The 14,444-nt window shown below is 74.9% G+C and carries 11 protein-coding genes; 3 read left to right on the forward strand and 8 right to left on the reverse strand.

The window, feature by feature from the left end:
* Positions 1 to 21: 21 nt before the first annotated feature.
* A complete protein-coding gene (locus HDA43_RS30380) occupies positions 22 to 1,401 on the reverse strand; it encodes an acyltransferase family protein (protein ID WP_312873670.1) in 1,380 nt (459 codons plus the stop codon).
* A gap of 197 nt (positions 1,402 to 1,598) precedes the next feature.
* On the opposite strand from HDA43_RS30380, the gene HDA43_RS30385 reads away from it, so the two are divergent.
* Positions 1,599 to 2,846, forward strand: coding sequence for a sensor histidine kinase (locus tag HDA43_RS30385; RefSeq protein ID WP_179827725.1), 1,248 nt, complete (start codon positions 1,599 to 1,601; stop codon positions 2,844 to 2,846).
* A complete protein-coding gene (locus HDA43_RS30390) occupies positions 2,837 to 3,484 on the forward strand; it encodes a response regulator transcription factor (protein WP_179827726.1) in 648 nt (215 codons plus the stop codon). Before HDA43_RS30385 ends, HDA43_RS30390 begins: the two co-directional genes overlap by 10 nt.
* Here the strand turns inward: HDA43_RS30390 and HDA43_RS30395 are convergent.
* The 3 genes from HDA43_RS30395 to HDA43_RS30405 all read right to left on the reverse strand — a co-directional run bounded on the left by HDA43_RS30395 (position 3,469) and on the right by HDA43_RS30405 (position 7,311).
* Entirely contained in the window at positions 3,469 to 5,244 is a 1,776-nt protein-coding gene (locus tag HDA43_RS30395; protein WP_179827727.1) for a hypothetical protein, read from the reverse strand. The genes HDA43_RS30390 and HDA43_RS30395 overlap by 16 nt on opposite strands.
* Before the next feature lie 293 nt (positions 5,245 to 5,537).
* A complete protein-coding gene (locus tag HDA43_RS30400; protein ID WP_179827735.1) occupies positions 5,538 to 6,581 on the reverse strand; it encodes a glycohydrolase toxin TNT-related protein in 1,044 nt (347 codons plus the stop codon).
* Between the two features lie 304 nt (positions 6,582 to 6,885).
* Entirely contained in the window at positions 6,886 to 7,311 is a 426-nt protein-coding gene (locus tag HDA43_RS30405; protein WP_179827737.1) for a GlcG/HbpS family heme-binding protein, read from the reverse strand.
* A gap of 132 nt (positions 7,312 to 7,443) precedes the next feature.
* On the opposite strand from HDA43_RS30405, the gene HDA43_RS30410 reads away from it, so the two are divergent.
* Positions 7,444 to 8,580: a phosphotransferase enzyme family protein gene (locus tag HDA43_RS30410; RefSeq protein WP_179827739.1), complete on the forward strand. Its 1,137-nt coding sequence runs from the start codon at positions 7,444 to 7,446 to the stop codon at positions 8,578 to 8,580.
* Positions 8,581 to 8,668: 88 nt separating this feature from the next.
* Here the strand turns inward: HDA43_RS30410 and HDA43_RS30415 are convergent, their stop codons facing one another.
* From HDA43_RS30415 to ureA, 4 genes are all read right to left on the reverse strand, one after another.
* Positions 8,669 to 10,498: a tetratricopeptide repeat protein gene (locus HDA43_RS30415; RefSeq protein WP_246424759.1), complete on the reverse strand. Its 1,830-nt coding sequence runs from the start codon at positions 10,496 to 10,498 to the stop codon at positions 8,669 to 8,671.
* A 332-nt stretch (positions 10,499 to 10,830) separates the two neighbouring features.
* On the reverse strand, positions 10,831 to 11,832 hold the full coding sequence (locus tag HDA43_RS30420) for an agmatine deiminase family protein (RefSeq protein WP_312873616.1): 1,002 nt from the start codon (positions 11,830 to 11,832) through the stop codon (positions 10,831 to 10,833).
* Between the two features lie 145 nt (positions 11,833 to 11,977).
* Complete coding sequence (locus HDA43_RS30425) at positions 11,978 to 13,627, reverse strand: urease subunit alpha (protein ID WP_179827743.1); 1,650 nt, start codon at positions 13,625 to 13,627, stop codon at positions 11,978 to 11,980.
* Entirely contained in the window at positions 13,624 to 14,388 is a 765-nt protein-coding gene (gene ureA / locus HDA43_RS30430; protein WP_179827745.1) for an urease subunit gamma, read from the reverse strand. The genes HDA43_RS30425 and ureA overlap by 4 nt, the downstream gene beginning before the upstream one ends.
* Positions 14,389 to 14,444 lie beyond the last annotated feature (56 nt).

Genomic DNA, 14,444 nt, shown 5'->3' on the forward strand with positions numbered 1-14,444 from the left:
CGGCCGTACGGACTCCGCGGATCACCGCGAGACCGTGGGATCCCGGGGAGCGGGCACCGCGTTCCGGCGGGCGGGCGCGGCCGTACGGCCGAGCGGCAGGGCCGCGAGGAGCAGTCCCGCGCCGACCAGCGGCGCCGGTCCCGGGACGAAGCCGAACGCGGTGAACAGGAGCAGGCCCGCGGCGGCCAGCCCGGCCGCCGCCGCGATCCGCGCCGTCCCCCCGGTGTACGGCGCGGCCGGCCGGGGCGCCTCGAACCGGGCGAAGGCCCGCAGCAGCGGCCACAGCGCCAGGACGAGCAGCAGCAGCCAGTGGGGCCAGCCCGACAGCCAGGCCGGGCCGCCCGGCTCCGGGGTGGAGATCCCCAGGCCCACCACGACCACCGCGGTGACGACGCACAACGCGCTCATGTGCCACAGGTAGACGGTCATCATCCGCGCACCGGTCCAGGTGAGCACCCGGGACACCGCCGGGCAGCGGGCGAACGCCATCACGCACGGCCGCAGGGCCAGGGCCAGCCCGACCTGCCCGACGCCCACCGCCAGCAGCGCCAGGGTGGGCGGCGCCATGTTGGAGACGGCCGCGCCCGGCATCCCGATCATGCTGCCCGGGTAGGGGCCGGCAGCCACCAGCACCGCGGCCGCGCCGTACCCGGCCAGGGCGATCAGCCAGGGGCGGCGGGGGCGACCGGCGGCGTACCGCAGGCCGAGCTGGTGGATCGCCGGCCAGACGAACACGACGTTGAGGAACCCGACGGCCTCCAGGCCGCCGGTGAAGCGGACGAGGTCCACCACGACGGCCCCCGCCGCCAGCGCCGCGGGCACCCGGAGCCCGTACGCCGCGTCCAGCCTGACCAGCAGCGGGGTCAGCGCCACCACGACCACGTACACCGCCAGGAACCACAGCAGCTGCCCGGCCAGCCGCGCGGCCGTCAGCACCGGCTGCTCCGGCAGGCCGGCGGCGAGCAGCAGGTGGGGCAGCGGCAGCCAGACCACGGCCAGCGGCACCACCGGCAGCACCAGGCGGCGCAGCCGGGCGGCGACCCAGGCGGGGGCCGGCAGGCCGCGCCGCGCCGCGCGTCCGAAGGAGATCGCGCCGGCCGCACCCCCGGCGAAGAAGATCAGCGGCATCACCTGGCTGACCCAGGTGACCAGCCACATGTTCCCGGCCGACAGCGCGTTGCCGGTGGCGATCCGGCCGTCGGCGAAGGACAGCACCGGCATGCTCCAGTGCTGCAGCACCACCAGCGCCATGCCGAGCAGGCGCAGCACGTCGATGAACAGGTCACGGCCGGGCTCCGCGCCGGGCGCGGGACGACCGGGCGGTCCGGCCACCGGGCGCGGGAGCGGCACCGCCACCGGGGCGGTCCGCGGCGCCGTACGGCCTGCGGGGCGGGGGATCACGGCGGTCAAGGGAGGGCCTCGATTCCTCGGAGAAGGGGGATGCCCCGACCCTCCCGCGCGGCCCCCGCCCCGCGCAGTGACGCCCGCAGCAGTCTTCGGGTGCGGGCCGCCTCCGCGCCGGGGGTAGGGCAGACCCCACCCCCGCACACCTGTTCACCGGGTCGATCGGCGCAGTCCGCGCCCATACGGTTGACCGCATGAGATCCCTCCTGCGCCGGGTCGGCGTCGACACCCGCTACCTGCTCGCCGGCTTCCCCGTTTCGATCGTCTTCTTCTCCCTCATGGTCACGGGCTTCGCCGCGGGGGTGGGCACCGCGGTGGTGTGGATCGGCGTGCCGATCCTCGCGACGACGCTGCTGGCGGCGCGCGGGCTGGCCGACACCGAGCGGCGGATGCTGCCGGAGGTGCTCGGCCGCCCGCTGGCCCGGCCCCGCTACCGGCCCGCCCCGGAGGGCGCCGGCCGGTTCCGCCGGATCGCCAACCCGCTGACCAACGGCCAGTCGTGGCTGGACCTGCTCTACGGCATCGTGTCCTTCCCCATCGCGATCGTGACCTTCGTCTTCGCGGTGACCTGGTGGGCCGGAACCATCATCGGCCTGACCTACCCGCTCTACGGGTGGGTCCTCGCCGCCATCCCGGGCAACCAGGGGCTGCCCGAGCTGCTCGGGCTGGGCGACGCCGTCTGGGTGGAGGTCGCGTTCAACACCGGCATCGGCGTGCTGTTCGCCCTCACCCTGCCGGTCGTCCTGCGCGGCTGCGCGCTGGTCCGGGCCGGGCTGGGCCGGGCGATGCTGGTCAGCGTCGCCGAGCTGCACGAGCGCATCGACGACCTGGCGGAGGGGCGGGCCGCGGCGGTGTCGGCGGAGGCCAACGCGCTGCGGCGACTGGAACGCGACATCCACGACGGGCCGCAGCAGCGCCTGGTCTCCCTGGCCATGGACCTGTCGCGGGCGCAGCGCCAGCTCAAGCGCGACCCGAAGGCGGTCGAGGAGATGCTCGGCCAGGCCATCACCTCCACCCGTGAGACCCTCGACGAGCTGCGCGCCCTGTCGCGCGGCATCGCGCCGCCGATCCTCACCGACCGGGGCCTCGCCCCGGCGCTGGCGGCGCTGGCCGGCCGCTGCACGATCCCCGTCGAGCTGGACGTCCAGGTGGCCGGGCGCTTCGCCGCCGCGATCGAGAACACCGTCTACTTCGTGGTCGCCGAGTCCCTGGCCAACGCCGCCAAGCACAGCCACGCCACCGTGTGCACGGTCACGCTGGCGCGGACCGGTGGCGTCCTGATGCTCACGATCGGGGATGATGGGGTCGGCGGCGCGCACGTCGCCAAGGGACACGGCCTGTCCGGCCTCGCCGACCGCCTGAAGGCGGTGGACGGGGAACTGACGGTGGACTCACCGGTGGGCGGGCCAACGGTGATCGTGGCGGAGGTTCCGTGCGGGTAGTCGTGGCCGATGACGCGGTCCTCATCAGAGAGGGCCTGATCCGGCTGCTGGAGGAGTTCGGGTGCGAGGTCGTCGCCGCCGTGGGGGACGGCGACGCCCTCGTGCGGGCCGTCGTCGAGCATCGGCCGGACGTCTCGGTGGTGGACGTCCGGATGCCGCCCGGCTTCACCGACGAGGGGCTGCGGGCGGCGGTCGAGGCGCGCCGACGGGTGCCCGGCGCGCCGGTCCTGATCCTGTCGCAGTACGTCGAGGTGTCCTACGCCGACGACCTCCTCGCCGACGCCAGGGGAGCGGTGGGATACCTGCTCAAGGACCGCGTCGTGGACGTGGACGACTTCATGGGCGGCCTGCGCGCGGTGTCGTCCGGCGGGACGGTCTTCGACCCGCAGGTCGTGTCCCAGCTGATGGTACGGCGCCGCCGCGACGACCCGCTCGCCTCCCTCACCCCCCGTGAGCGCGAGGTGCTGTCCCTGATGGCGGAGGGGAGATCCAACCCCGCCATCGGACGGCAACTCGTGATCAGCGAGGGGGCGGTGGAGAAGCACATCCGCAACATCTTCGCCAAGCTCGGGCTGTACGCCGAGGACAGCGACCAGCACCGCCGAGTTCTGGCGGTCCTGGCCTACCTGCGCTCCTGACCGGGCTCCGGCCGTACGGCCCGCCGCCGCGCGGTACGGGCGCCGGTGCCTGTGGGAGACCGGCCGGTCAGCGCGTCCCGGATCGCCGCCAGGAGGTAACGGGCGCCGAGGAAGCCGGTGGCGGCATCGGTGGCGGCCCCGAGGGAGCCGTCGGGGGATGCGCCGTCCGCACCACCCGCGCCGTCCGCGCCGTCCGCGCTGCTCGCACCACCCGCGCCGCCGGGTCGCGGGCGCTCCGGCGGACCTCCGTTGACGGTCAACCGGACGATCACCGCCGGGAGCGGCCACCGTCCCCCGTCGACCTGTGCCCGGAGCCATCCGCGGGCGGCGGCCGGGTCCAGCCGCCACCAGGTCCACAGCAGGCCGAAGTCGCCGTCGGGCACCTCGTCCAGGGGCCTCGCGGCCAGCCCCGCTGCCCTGAGCGCGAGGTGGTCCGCCAGCGTCCGCCGGGCGGCCTCCAGGGTCCTGGCTCCGGGGCCTCCATGACTCCGGGGCGTCCGGGGCGGAGTGAGGACGTCGTCGTCGGGCTCGTCGTCCTCGGGCTCGTTCCGGGACTCGTCACCTTCGGGCCCGTCACCCTCGGGTCCGCGGTCCTCGGGTCCGCGGTCCTTCCCGTCTTCCCGGTGCCGGGTCTCCCCGCCCGCCTGATGCCGGGACTCCCCGTCTTCCCGGTGCCGGGTCTCCCCGCCCGCCTGATGCCGGGACTCCCCGTCTTCCGGACGCGGGGTCTCATCGCCTCCCGGCCGCCGGGCGCCGAGCGCCGCGCGGCCCGCGGTGGTGACGATCTCCAGGAACCACACCAGGAAGGCCGAGGACAGTGAGATCCAGACCGCGGCCCAGAACAGGTCGCGCTGCTGCGCCGCCTGCACATGCGGGCGGACCGCCAGCGCCTCGACGTCCAGGGTCTTCTTGCCCGTCCAGGTCCAGTCCGAGGGGCTGCGGGGGTTGAAGGCCACGTCGGTGAGCCGTTCCCCGAGCCGCTGGGCGACGACGACCTGGTACGACGGCTCCTCGCCGGGAGCGCCCTCGGCGAAGAGCCACTCAGTCTTCCCCGGCAGGTCGTCGTCGCGGTCGAGCGCCATCAGGTTGAAGTACGGCAGGAACTCCTGGCCGAGCACGGGCGGGCGGATCAGATATTGGGCGGCGGTGTTCTCCACCGGAGCCCTGGCGACGGGGATGTCGATCAGCAGCGTTCCGCGACCCGAGTTCTGCACGCCGATGTCGGGGACCTCCCCGGAGAGCACCAGTCCGTCGCCGTAGCGGCCAGGGACGTCCTTCTCGCCGCCCTTTCCTATCCCGATGTCGGCTTTTATCGGGGTGCCGGAGTATTTGTCGCACACGGTGGCCACGGCGTCGTCCAGGTCGTCGCAGGTCACCCTGAGCTCGGGCACCCTCAGCCGGCCGTCGGCGTCCCGCGGGGCGATGTTCCCGTCGAGGAACAGCGCCCATCTCCCCCGCTCGGGGGAGTCACCCCAGTAGATCTTCAGCTCGATGTCCAGCTTGCGGGCGGCGGGCTGCCCGGAGGCGGGCGGGGACACGTTGAGCGTCGCCTCCGAGATCGCCCCCTCCCGCGAGGCGAAGAAGAGCACCCTGCCGGCTTTGCCCTTCTCCGGGGCGATGGGCGGGTCCTGGCTGGCCCGGTCGTAGAGCCGGTAGCCGATGACGCCGAACGCGATGATCATGATGAGCATCGGCGTGGCGAGCGCCACGTCCGCGAGGCCGGGGGCGCCTCGCCGGGGAGGGGGGTCGTCTCTGGTCATTCCGCCTTCCGGCGGTCATGACGGCTCCGGCGGGGCCGGGCGGACCGGATCTCGCGAGCCGGGGACCCGGGCGCCGTCGCTCACCGGCGCGCGTCCGTGAACCGGGAACGCGAGCAATATATCGCCGGGAGCCCGCCCGCGCCATGGCCGCCGGCACGGCCGGACCCCGGCGGCCGGGACCGCCGCGTCCCGGTCGTCCCGGCCCGCCCGGCTCCCGCGGTTCCGCCGCCCGCCGGTCCTTCGCCCGGTCGATCTTCCATGCCTCCGTGGAGCCGCCTCGTCCGGCTCCGGGGTCACATCGGCACGTGGAACCGCTCCAGGTACTTGTTGTCGACCAGCCAGCTCACCGGCAGCTCCGCCGGTTCCTGCGGCGCCTCGGGGATGTACTTGCTGAGCAGGTGGTACTGGACGCCCCCGCCCCGCATCTGGAACGCCGGGCTCGCCGGGCCCGCGTCCACCCGGAACGGCTTCAGCACCCGGTAGGCGTGGTAGCCGCACGGGTACTCCGGCGCCGCCGGGAAGGTGTTGAGGTTGCTCGGGGGCAGGGCGCGCCCGACGTAGGAACCACCGAATGGCGCGAGGAAGGAGCCGCCCTCGCCGCCGAAGCGGTCGAGCTTCCGGCCGGCGGGCAGCGTCACGGTCGTGAACAGCGGCCTGCCGTTGGGGAATCCGCCGGAGGTGGCGTAGCCGAAGTACGGCGGGTAGCGGTACAGGCCGGTCGTCCCGTCCTGGTAGCGGAAGAGGAACTTCCACGGCGGCAGCCCGCCCAGCGGGACGTAGCCGCGCAGGATGCTGCCGAGCAGTCCCCTCCTGGGCAGGTACACCGGCCCCAGCTCCGGCTTGTCGGCGATGTACGGCGGGCCGCAGAGCTGCCGCGGTTGCGGGCCGGGCTTCGTGCCGGCGGCGATGGTGTTCCCGGTGCCGGTGGCGTTAGCGCCGGTGTCGGCGGCGCCGGCCGGTGGCGTCCGGACGGCCTCCGGCAGCGGCGCCGGCACGGTCACGGGCGCCCGGTCCGTCCGCGGCGCGGCAGCCTCGGCCGGGGCGGCGGGCGGGACGGCCGCGATCGCGGCCGGGGACATGGCCCCCGTGGCCGGCACGGGACGCGGCGCCGCGACCGGGTCCGCGCACGGGACGCCGGTGGCCGACCCGGTCGTCCCGCCCACCGGTGCGGGCCGGCCGGTCGCGGGCGGGCAGTACGCCCCGCCGGGCGCGGGGGCGGGCGCCGTGCCGGAGCGGGTGCCGGTCTGGGCCGCCGCGGCGCCGCCGGACACCGTGGCGAAGGCGCCCAGAGTGCTCAGGGCGGCTGCCAGCAGCGCGCGTCGTGGTGAGTACCGCACGATTCCTCCCGAGGAATTGCGCATGGCTGAATGGCGGCTTCGCGCCGCATCAGCGGATGAGCGGGGAAGGCGCGCGGAATACGGCCGTTCTCCCATGACTTTTCCCGGGCCGGGCCGTCCGGAGGCGGCGGCCTCGGTGCCCGCCGCCGTCCGTTCCGGACGGACGGCCGATCCGGGGCTTACCCGGCCATTCGTCAGGGGCAGTGCGCGAGAGTTAATCGAATGACAAAAGTGGGGCGACAAAAAGGGCTTCAGTCCGCATCGCTAATCAGTTTCTGAAAAAAGCCCTGGGGGCTATTAATGGCTATATATCCCTTTTTTGGAATAGCTGGACGCCGTCCCAGAGCGCGGCGGCGGCCTCGGCGCACGCCACGTCCTGGGCGACGGTGCCGCCGCTGACGCCGACCGCCCCGGCCACCCGCCGCTCCTCGCCGGGGTGGCGCAGCGGCACGCCGCCGCCGAAGCAGACGTACCTGTCCCCGGGGAGGCCGTACAGCTCCCCGCCGGGCCGGACCAGGCGGGCCAGGTCGGCGGTGGTCATCCGGTGCGCCACCGCGGTGTACGCCTTGCCCGGGGCCAGCGTCACCCCGGCGATCTCCGCCCCGTCCATGCGCTGGAAGGCCACCAGGTGGCCGCCCGCGTCCACCACGGCCACCGAGACCAGGGCGCCCTCGCGCCCGGCCTGCCGAACCGACGCCTCACACATCCGCAGCGCGAGTTCGATGTTCACCGGGCTCCTTCGGCCATGGCACCCTTTTGCGGGACAATTCGGTTTGTATCCGCCGTCGCCCGGCGGTGCAAGATCCCATACGGGATTCGAAGTCTTCGCCGCGCGGCCCCCGCGCACCGCCAGGGAGGACCCATGCGCGACGGCCGCCCGCCGTACCCGGACGCCGCACCGGCCGTTCCGGCCGTCCCGGACGCCCCGGCCGGTCTCCTCGCGTCGCGTCCGGGCGGATCGGCGCGGGTCCCCGGCTCGCCGTACCCGGACGGGCCGACGCGGGTCCACGACCTGTCGGCCGGCGGCGGGGCGCTGGCCGCCGCGCACCGGGCCGCCCGCGAGGCGGCGCGGCTCCACGGGACGCCCCGCGCCGGGATCACGCTGATCAACGTGTCGGAGAACGCCACCTTCCGGCTGGACGACCCGGACACCGGGGACCGGTCGATCCTGCGGGTGCACCGCTCCGGCTACCACTCCGTCGCGGCGATCCGCTCCGAGCTGGCCTGGCTGGAGGCGCTCCGCGAGGAGGCGGGGGTCCGCACCCCCCGGGTGCTTCCCGCCCTCGACGGCTCCAGGGTGCTGACCGTCCCGGGCGAGCCGCCCCGCGCCTGCGTGCGGTTCGAGTTCCTGCCCGGCGCCGAGCCGCCGCGGGACCGCCTGGTGGCCGGGTTCGAGCGGCTCGGCGCGGTCACCGCGCGGATGCACCGGCACGCGCGCGCCTGGCGGCGCCCGGCGGGCTTCACCCGCTTCCACTGGGACCACGCCGCCGCGCTGGGCGCCGAGTCGCGCTGGGGCCGCTGGCAGGACGGCCCCGGCGTGGACGCCGAGGAGCGCGCCGTGCTGGGGCGGCTCGACGCGGAGCTGCGCCGCAGGCTGCGCCGGTTCGGCCGGGGCCCGGACCGCTACGGCCTGATCCACGCCGACCTGCGCCTGGCCAACCTGCTGGTGACCGGCGACGGGCCGCCCAGCGTCATCGACTTCGACGACTGCGGTTTCGGCTGGTACCTGTACGACCTGGCCGCCGCGCTCAGCTTCATCGAGCACGACCCGCTGGTCCCCGAGATGATCGCCTCCTGGCTGCGCGGCTACCGGGGCGTGCTGCGCCTGCCGGCCGGGGACGAGGCGGAGATCTGGACCTTCGTCATGTTCCGCCGCCTGCTACTGGTCGCCTGGATCGGCACCCACTCCGGGGTGGACATCGCCGCCGAGCTGGGCGCGGGCTACACGCGGGGGACCTGCGAGCTGGCCGAGCGCTACCTCGGCGGCGCGCCCGGCTGACCGCGCCCGGCCGGCCGACGCCGACCACCGCCGGTTCCGGCGGCCGGTCACGGTCCGCCCCGCCGCGAAGGGCCGGGCCGCCGGGCCGTCAGCCCGCCAGCTCCCGGCGGATGTCCTCGTCGTCCGGAGCCAGTTCGAGGGCGCGCCGCAGGTCGGCGGACGCCTCCCCGGTACGGCCCGCGGCGCGCAGCGCCATCGCCCGGTTGTACAGCAGCGCGGGGTCGTCCCCCGACTCCAGCGCGCGGGTGAAGTCGGCGACCGCGCCCGCGGGGTCGCCGGTCTCGAACGCCAGCGCCCCCCGTCCGGCCCACGCCGCCGCCAGCGACGGCGCCCGCTCCAGGGCGCCGTCGAACGCGGCCCGCGCCCGGTCCGGCCGCCCCCCGGCCGCCTCGATCTGCCCCAGCGCGCACAGCAGGTACGGATTGCCCGCGTCGATCGCGAGCCCGGCCTCGACGTCGGCACGTGCCCCGTCGTACTCGCCGAGCGCGGCCAGCAGCCCGGCCCGGTTGGCCAGCGCGTCCACGAACCCCGGGTCCAGCTCCAGCGCGTGGTCCAGGTCGGCGAGGGCGCCGCGGTGGTCGCCGGCGGCGAAGCGGATCTCGGCACGGTTGTAGTAGGGCTCGGGGAACGGCGGGCCGGCCCGCATCGCCGTCTCGTAGTCGGCGACCGCCTCCTCCGCCCGGCCCAGCCGGTGCAGCAGGTTGCCCCGGTCGATGTAGTAGTCGGGGTAGCCGGGGTCGGCCGCGATCACCGCGTCGAGGTCCTTGAGCGCCTCCTTCGGGCGGCCCAGGAGTACGGCGAGCTGGGCCCGGTTGGCCAGCAGCACCAGCCGGTGGATCGGGTGCCCGTCCGGCCCGAGGTCGCGCTCGGCCAGCTCGACGGCCTCCTGGACCAGCTCCAGGGCCCTGGCCGGGCGGCCGAGCCGTACCTCCACCAGGGCCCGGCCGTTGAGGTCGAAGCCGAGTTTGAAAGCCCGCTCGCGCGGGTCGGGCAGCAGCGTGGAGATGGCGATCGCCTGGTTGACCCAGGCCAGCGCGGCCTCCGGGTCGCGGCGCGCCGGGTCGTGGTGGCGGACCTTCAGCATCGCGGTGGAGTAGGCGGCGGCCGCGTGGACGGTGGGGGAGACGCTCTCGCGCCTGGCCCGGTCGAACAGGGCCTCGGCCTCCTCCTCGCGGTTCAGCGCGCCGAGCGCGGTCGCGGTGCTGTGCAGGAAGCGCCACCAGACGTCCGGCTCGGCGGCCGGGTCGGCCAGCGCCAGCGCGCGGGCGCCCAGCTCGGCCACCGCGTCGTGGCAGCCGGCGTCCAGGCACCACTGGACCGCGAACCGCAGCGCCTCCACCGCCCGGCGCGGGTCGGTGCCGCGCTCGCGGTGGTAGGGGATCGCGCCGAGCCGGGCGCCGACGGTGCCCTCCCGTTCCAGCTCGTCGGCGCGGGCGTCGTGCTCGGCGGGGGTGAGGGTCTCCTCGGCCTCCGCGGGGTCCCCGGCCTCGCCGGGCTCCGCGGGCCCGGCGTGCTCGCCGGTCATGACGGCCAGCAGCCCGGGGTCGATCCGCCGCCGCAGCACCGCCAGCAGTTCCCGGTCGGTGGGGTCGGCCAGGTGGACGTTCTCCACGACGAGCGTGCGCGGCCCGGTCTCCGCCAGGTGTTCGCGGACGAACTCGGCGAACCCGTTGGCCAGCCGCAGCGTGCGCCGGGGCGCGTGGACCAGGATCCGCTCGGCCCGCGGCAGGTGGGCGGCGAGCGACCGGCGCCTCTCCGGGATCAGCCCGCCCATGTCGGGCGCCATGGCCCGCAGCTCGATGTCGTAGCGGGCGACCAGCTCCGGCCGGGCGGCGGGCACCAGCGCGGCGACGATCGCGCCCCCGGCGGTGTACGGCCCGCGCAGGCGCCGGTCGGCGTCGACGGGCGGAAGGAGCAATGGGGGGAGCGGCGCGTTCCCCGGCGGTGACTGTCCCCGGCTCACCGTTCTCCTCTGCGCGTTCTCCAGGAACCGGCACCCATCGCTGAGCACCGGTTCCGCATTTTCCGGATTTTCCTGGCGTCAGCCTACGTGCTTGGGGCTGGCGGCCCCCGTCAGCGCCACTGTGCCGGGCTTGTGAACAATGATGGGTTTCATTGCGCGGGCCTTCCTCGATGACAAGAACAAACCGCAAGTATTCGCACTGATCACCGAGGCTGACAAGATCTTTTTCTTATGGTGGCCGGATCAGGACACCCCCTGGACAAAAGACCCGTGGAAGGTTCCACCGCTCACGGCCGCGGCTGCTGCTGGGTGATGCAGTGGATCCCGCCGCCGAGGGCGAAGATGGGCCGGGCGTCCACGGTCTCGATGGCGCGCCCGGGGAAGAGCCGGGCGAACACCTCCGCCGCCGCGGCGTCGCGCGGGTCGCCGAACGAGCACAGCAGCGCCAGGCCGTTGGCCAGGTAGTGGTTGATGTACGAGTAGTCGACGAGCTCGCCGTCCACCTCGCGGGTCTCCGGGGCGGGCAGCTCGACGACCTCCAGCGCCCGGCCCCGGGCGTCGGTCGCCGACCGCAGGATCCGCAGGTTCTCCCGGGTCACCTCGTGGTCGGGATGGTCCGGGTCGGACTGGACGTGGCAGAGCACCAGGCCGGGACGGGCGAAGCAGGCCAGCAGGTCCACGTGGCCGCTGGTGCCGTACCGGCCGTAGTCGGCGGTCAGGCCGCGCGGCAGCCAGATCACCTTCCGCGCGCCGATCCGGTCGCGCAGCTCGGCCTCGACCCGCTCCCGGGTCCAGCCGGGGTTGCGCCTCTCGCCGAGCTGGACGGTCTCGGTGACGATGACCGTGCCCTCCCCGTCGACGTGGATGCCGCCGCCCTCGTTGACCATCTCCGAACGGAACCGCGTCGCGCCCGCGCGCTCCAGCACGGCCGCCGCCACCAGGTCGTCCTTGGCGTGGGCGTGCCAGCCCCAGCCGTTGAACGTCCAGTCCACCCCGGCCAGGCCGCCGGCGCCGTCCACCAGGAAGGTCGGGCCGTTGTCGCGCATCCAGCAGTCGTCCAGCGGCTGCTCCATCACCTCGACCTCCGGGGCCAGCCATCGGGCGGCGGACTCCCGCTCGCCGGGATCGACGACCATCGTGACAGGCTCGTAGCGGACGATCGTGTTGGCCACGGCCGACCAGGCGCGGTGGGCGGCCTCGGCGCCGGCGTCGAGGGTGTAGCCGGGCACCGGCCAGGACATCCAGGTGCGCTCGTGCGGGTGCCATTCCGGCGGCATGAAGAACAACACGGGACTCCTTCTGTGGTGGGGCCGGGCCGCCGGAGGCCGCGGGCCGTCCGGCGGCCTCCGGGGCCGGGGGTCGTGGGATGAGGCGTCCGGGCCGTCCCGGACGGGACGGCCCGGAGACGGGACGGTCGGGGGAAGTACAGGGCGGTCAGAGGAAGTACAGGCGGCTCAGGGAGACGGACTCGGCGGGCTCCGAGCGCACCGGCTCGCCGTCGAGGGTGACCAGGCCGGCCGCGTCCACCCGCACCTCGCCGAGGCGCGCGTTGCGCACCAGGTCGGCGGGGCCGATGCCGCGGGTGCCGCGCACGGCGACCCGGCGGCGGCGGGTGGTCATGCGGTCGTCGCCGGCCTCGACGGCGGCCCGGCTGACGAACGCCACCGACAGGTCGGCGGCGGTCGCGCCGTGCGCGCCGAACTGCGGGCCCAGCACCAGCGGCTCGCAGATGTCGGTGGAGGCGTTCGGGTCGCCGGTGACGCCGTAGGCGGGGAAACCGGCCTTCAGCACGAGCTGCGGCTTGGCGCCGAAGTGGTCGGGCCGCCACAGCACGATGTCGGCCAGCTTGCCCGGCTCCAGCGAGCCGACCTCGTGCGCCAGGCCGTGCGCGATGGCCGGGTTGATCGTCAGCTTGGCGAGGTAGCGCAGCACCCGCTCGTTGTCGTGCCGCTCCGGGGCGCCCAGCTCGGCCTTCATCTTCCCCGCCATGGCGAACGTCCGGCGCACCGTCTCACCGGCCCGGCCCATGCCCTGGGCGTCGGAGGAGGTGATGCCGATGACCCCGAGGTCGTGCAGCACGTCCTCGGCCCCCATCGTGCCGGCCCGGATCCGGTCCCTGGCCAGCGCGGCGTCCCCGGGCAGCTCGGGCCGCAGGCCGTGCACCGAGACGATCATCCCGTGGTGCTCGGCGACCGCGTCGCGGCCGAAGGGCAGCGTCGGATTGGTGGAGGAGCCGATGACGTTGGGAACGCCGGCCAGCCGCAGCACGTTCGGCACGTGGCCGCCGCCGCAGCCCTCGATGTGGAAGGCGTGGATCGTGCGGCCGTCGAGCACGGCCAGGGTGTCCTCCACCGACAGGCACTCGTTCAGCCCGTCGGTGTGCAGGGCCACCTGCACGTCGTGCTCCTCGGCGACCCGCAGCGCGGTGTCCAGCGCCCGGGTGTGCGCCCCCATGTCCTCGTGCACCTTGAAGCCGCTCGCGCCGCCCTCGGCGAGGGCCTCCACCAGCGGGGCCGCGCCGGAGGACGAGCCGCGCGCCAGGAACCCGATGTTCACCGGCCAGGCGTCGAAGGCGTTGAACGCGTGGCGCAGCGCCCAGGGCGAGTTCACCCCGACGCCCCAGACCGGTCCGAACTCCTGGCCGATGATCGTGGTGACGCCGGAGGCCAGGGACGCCTCCATGATGCGCGGACTGAGCAGGTGCACGTGGGTGTCGATCGCCCCGGCCGTGGCGATCAGCCCCTCGCCGGACACGATCGCGGTGCCGGTGCCGACCACCACGTCCACGCCGTCGAGGGTGTCGGGGTTGCCCGCCCGGCCGATCGCGTGGATCCGCCCCTCCCGGACGCCGATCGAGGCGGTCCGCACGCCGAGGAACGGGTCCAGGATCAGAACGTTGCTGATCACCAGGTCGCAGGTGTCGCGTACCGAGGCGGCCTTGAGGTGCAGCCCGTCGCGCGCCGTCTTGGCGAACCCGGCGATGAACTCGTCCCCGGGCCGGTGGGCGTCGTGCTCGACCTCCACCACCAGGCCGGAGTCGCCCAGCCTGACCCGGTCGCCCCTGCGCGGGCCGTACACGCTCACCTGCCGCCCTCCTCGTCCGCTCCCGGAGATCCCGCTGTTCCCGCCGGTCCCGGACGTACGGCGCCGTCCGCGGCCGGCCCCTCGCCGCCGAGATACCCGCAGGCCCGCGCCTTGTCCATGGCCCGCTCGAAGGCGCCGGGCGCGTCCAGCGGCCCGTCCACCAGCCCGGCGAACCCGATCGCCACCCGCGCGCCGCCGATGGGCACCAGCCGGACCGTACGGCCCTCGCCCGGGTCGAAGCGCACGGTCGAGCCCGCGGGCACGGCCAGGCGCCGCCCGTAGGCCGCCGCCCGGTCGAACCGCAGCCGCGGGTTGACCTCGAAGAAGTGGAAGTGCGAGGTGACGCTGATCGGCACGGTCGCGGTGTTGACCACCTCGACCTCGACGGCGTCCTCCTCCGCCACGGGCTCCCGGGGCGCCTCGACGACCGCGCCGGGGGCCTCGTCCCCGAGGGAGCCGCCGCCGAACGGGTCCGTCACCACGGCCAGCCGGGTGCCGTCGTCGAAGACCGCCTCGACCATCACCTCGGTGACGACGTCGGCCACCCCGGGCAGCACGTCGTCCGGGCCCAGCACGGCGCGGCCCGCCGCGACGGCCTCGGCCAGCCGGGCGCCGTCGCGGGCGGCCTCGCAGACCGTGTCGGCGACCAGCGCGGTGGCCTCCGGCACGTTGAGCCGCAGGCCCCTGGCCCTCCTCGCCCGCGCCAGCTCCGCCGCGCCGAACAGCAGGAGCCGGTCGCGTTCCGTCGGTGTCAGCCGCACGCGATCTCCTTTAGAACGGATTTCAAACTTAGAACGGCATTCTAAACAGGTACGGT

The organism is Streptosporangium sandarakinum (assembly GCF_013409935.1).
In the GTDB taxonomy this organism is placed as follows: domain Bacteria; phylum Actinomycetota; class Actinomycetes; order Streptosporangiales; family Streptosporangiaceae; genus Streptosporangium; species Streptosporangium nondiastaticum.

Bases quoted from the DNA above. Each gene is read 5' to 3' on its own strand.
- HDA43_RS30395 (WP_179827727.1), bottom strand. From the start codon at position 5,244: ATGACCAGAGACGACCCCCCTCCCCGGCGAGGCGCCCCCGGCCTCGCG.
- HDA43_RS30410 (WP_179827739.1), top strand. From the start codon at position 7,444: ATGCGCGACGGCCGCCCGCCGTACCCGGACGCCGCACCGGCCGTTCCG.
- HDA43_RS30385 (WP_179827725.1), top strand. From the start codon at position 1,599: ATGAGATCCCTCCTGCGCCGGGTCGGCGTCGACACCCGCTACCTGCTC.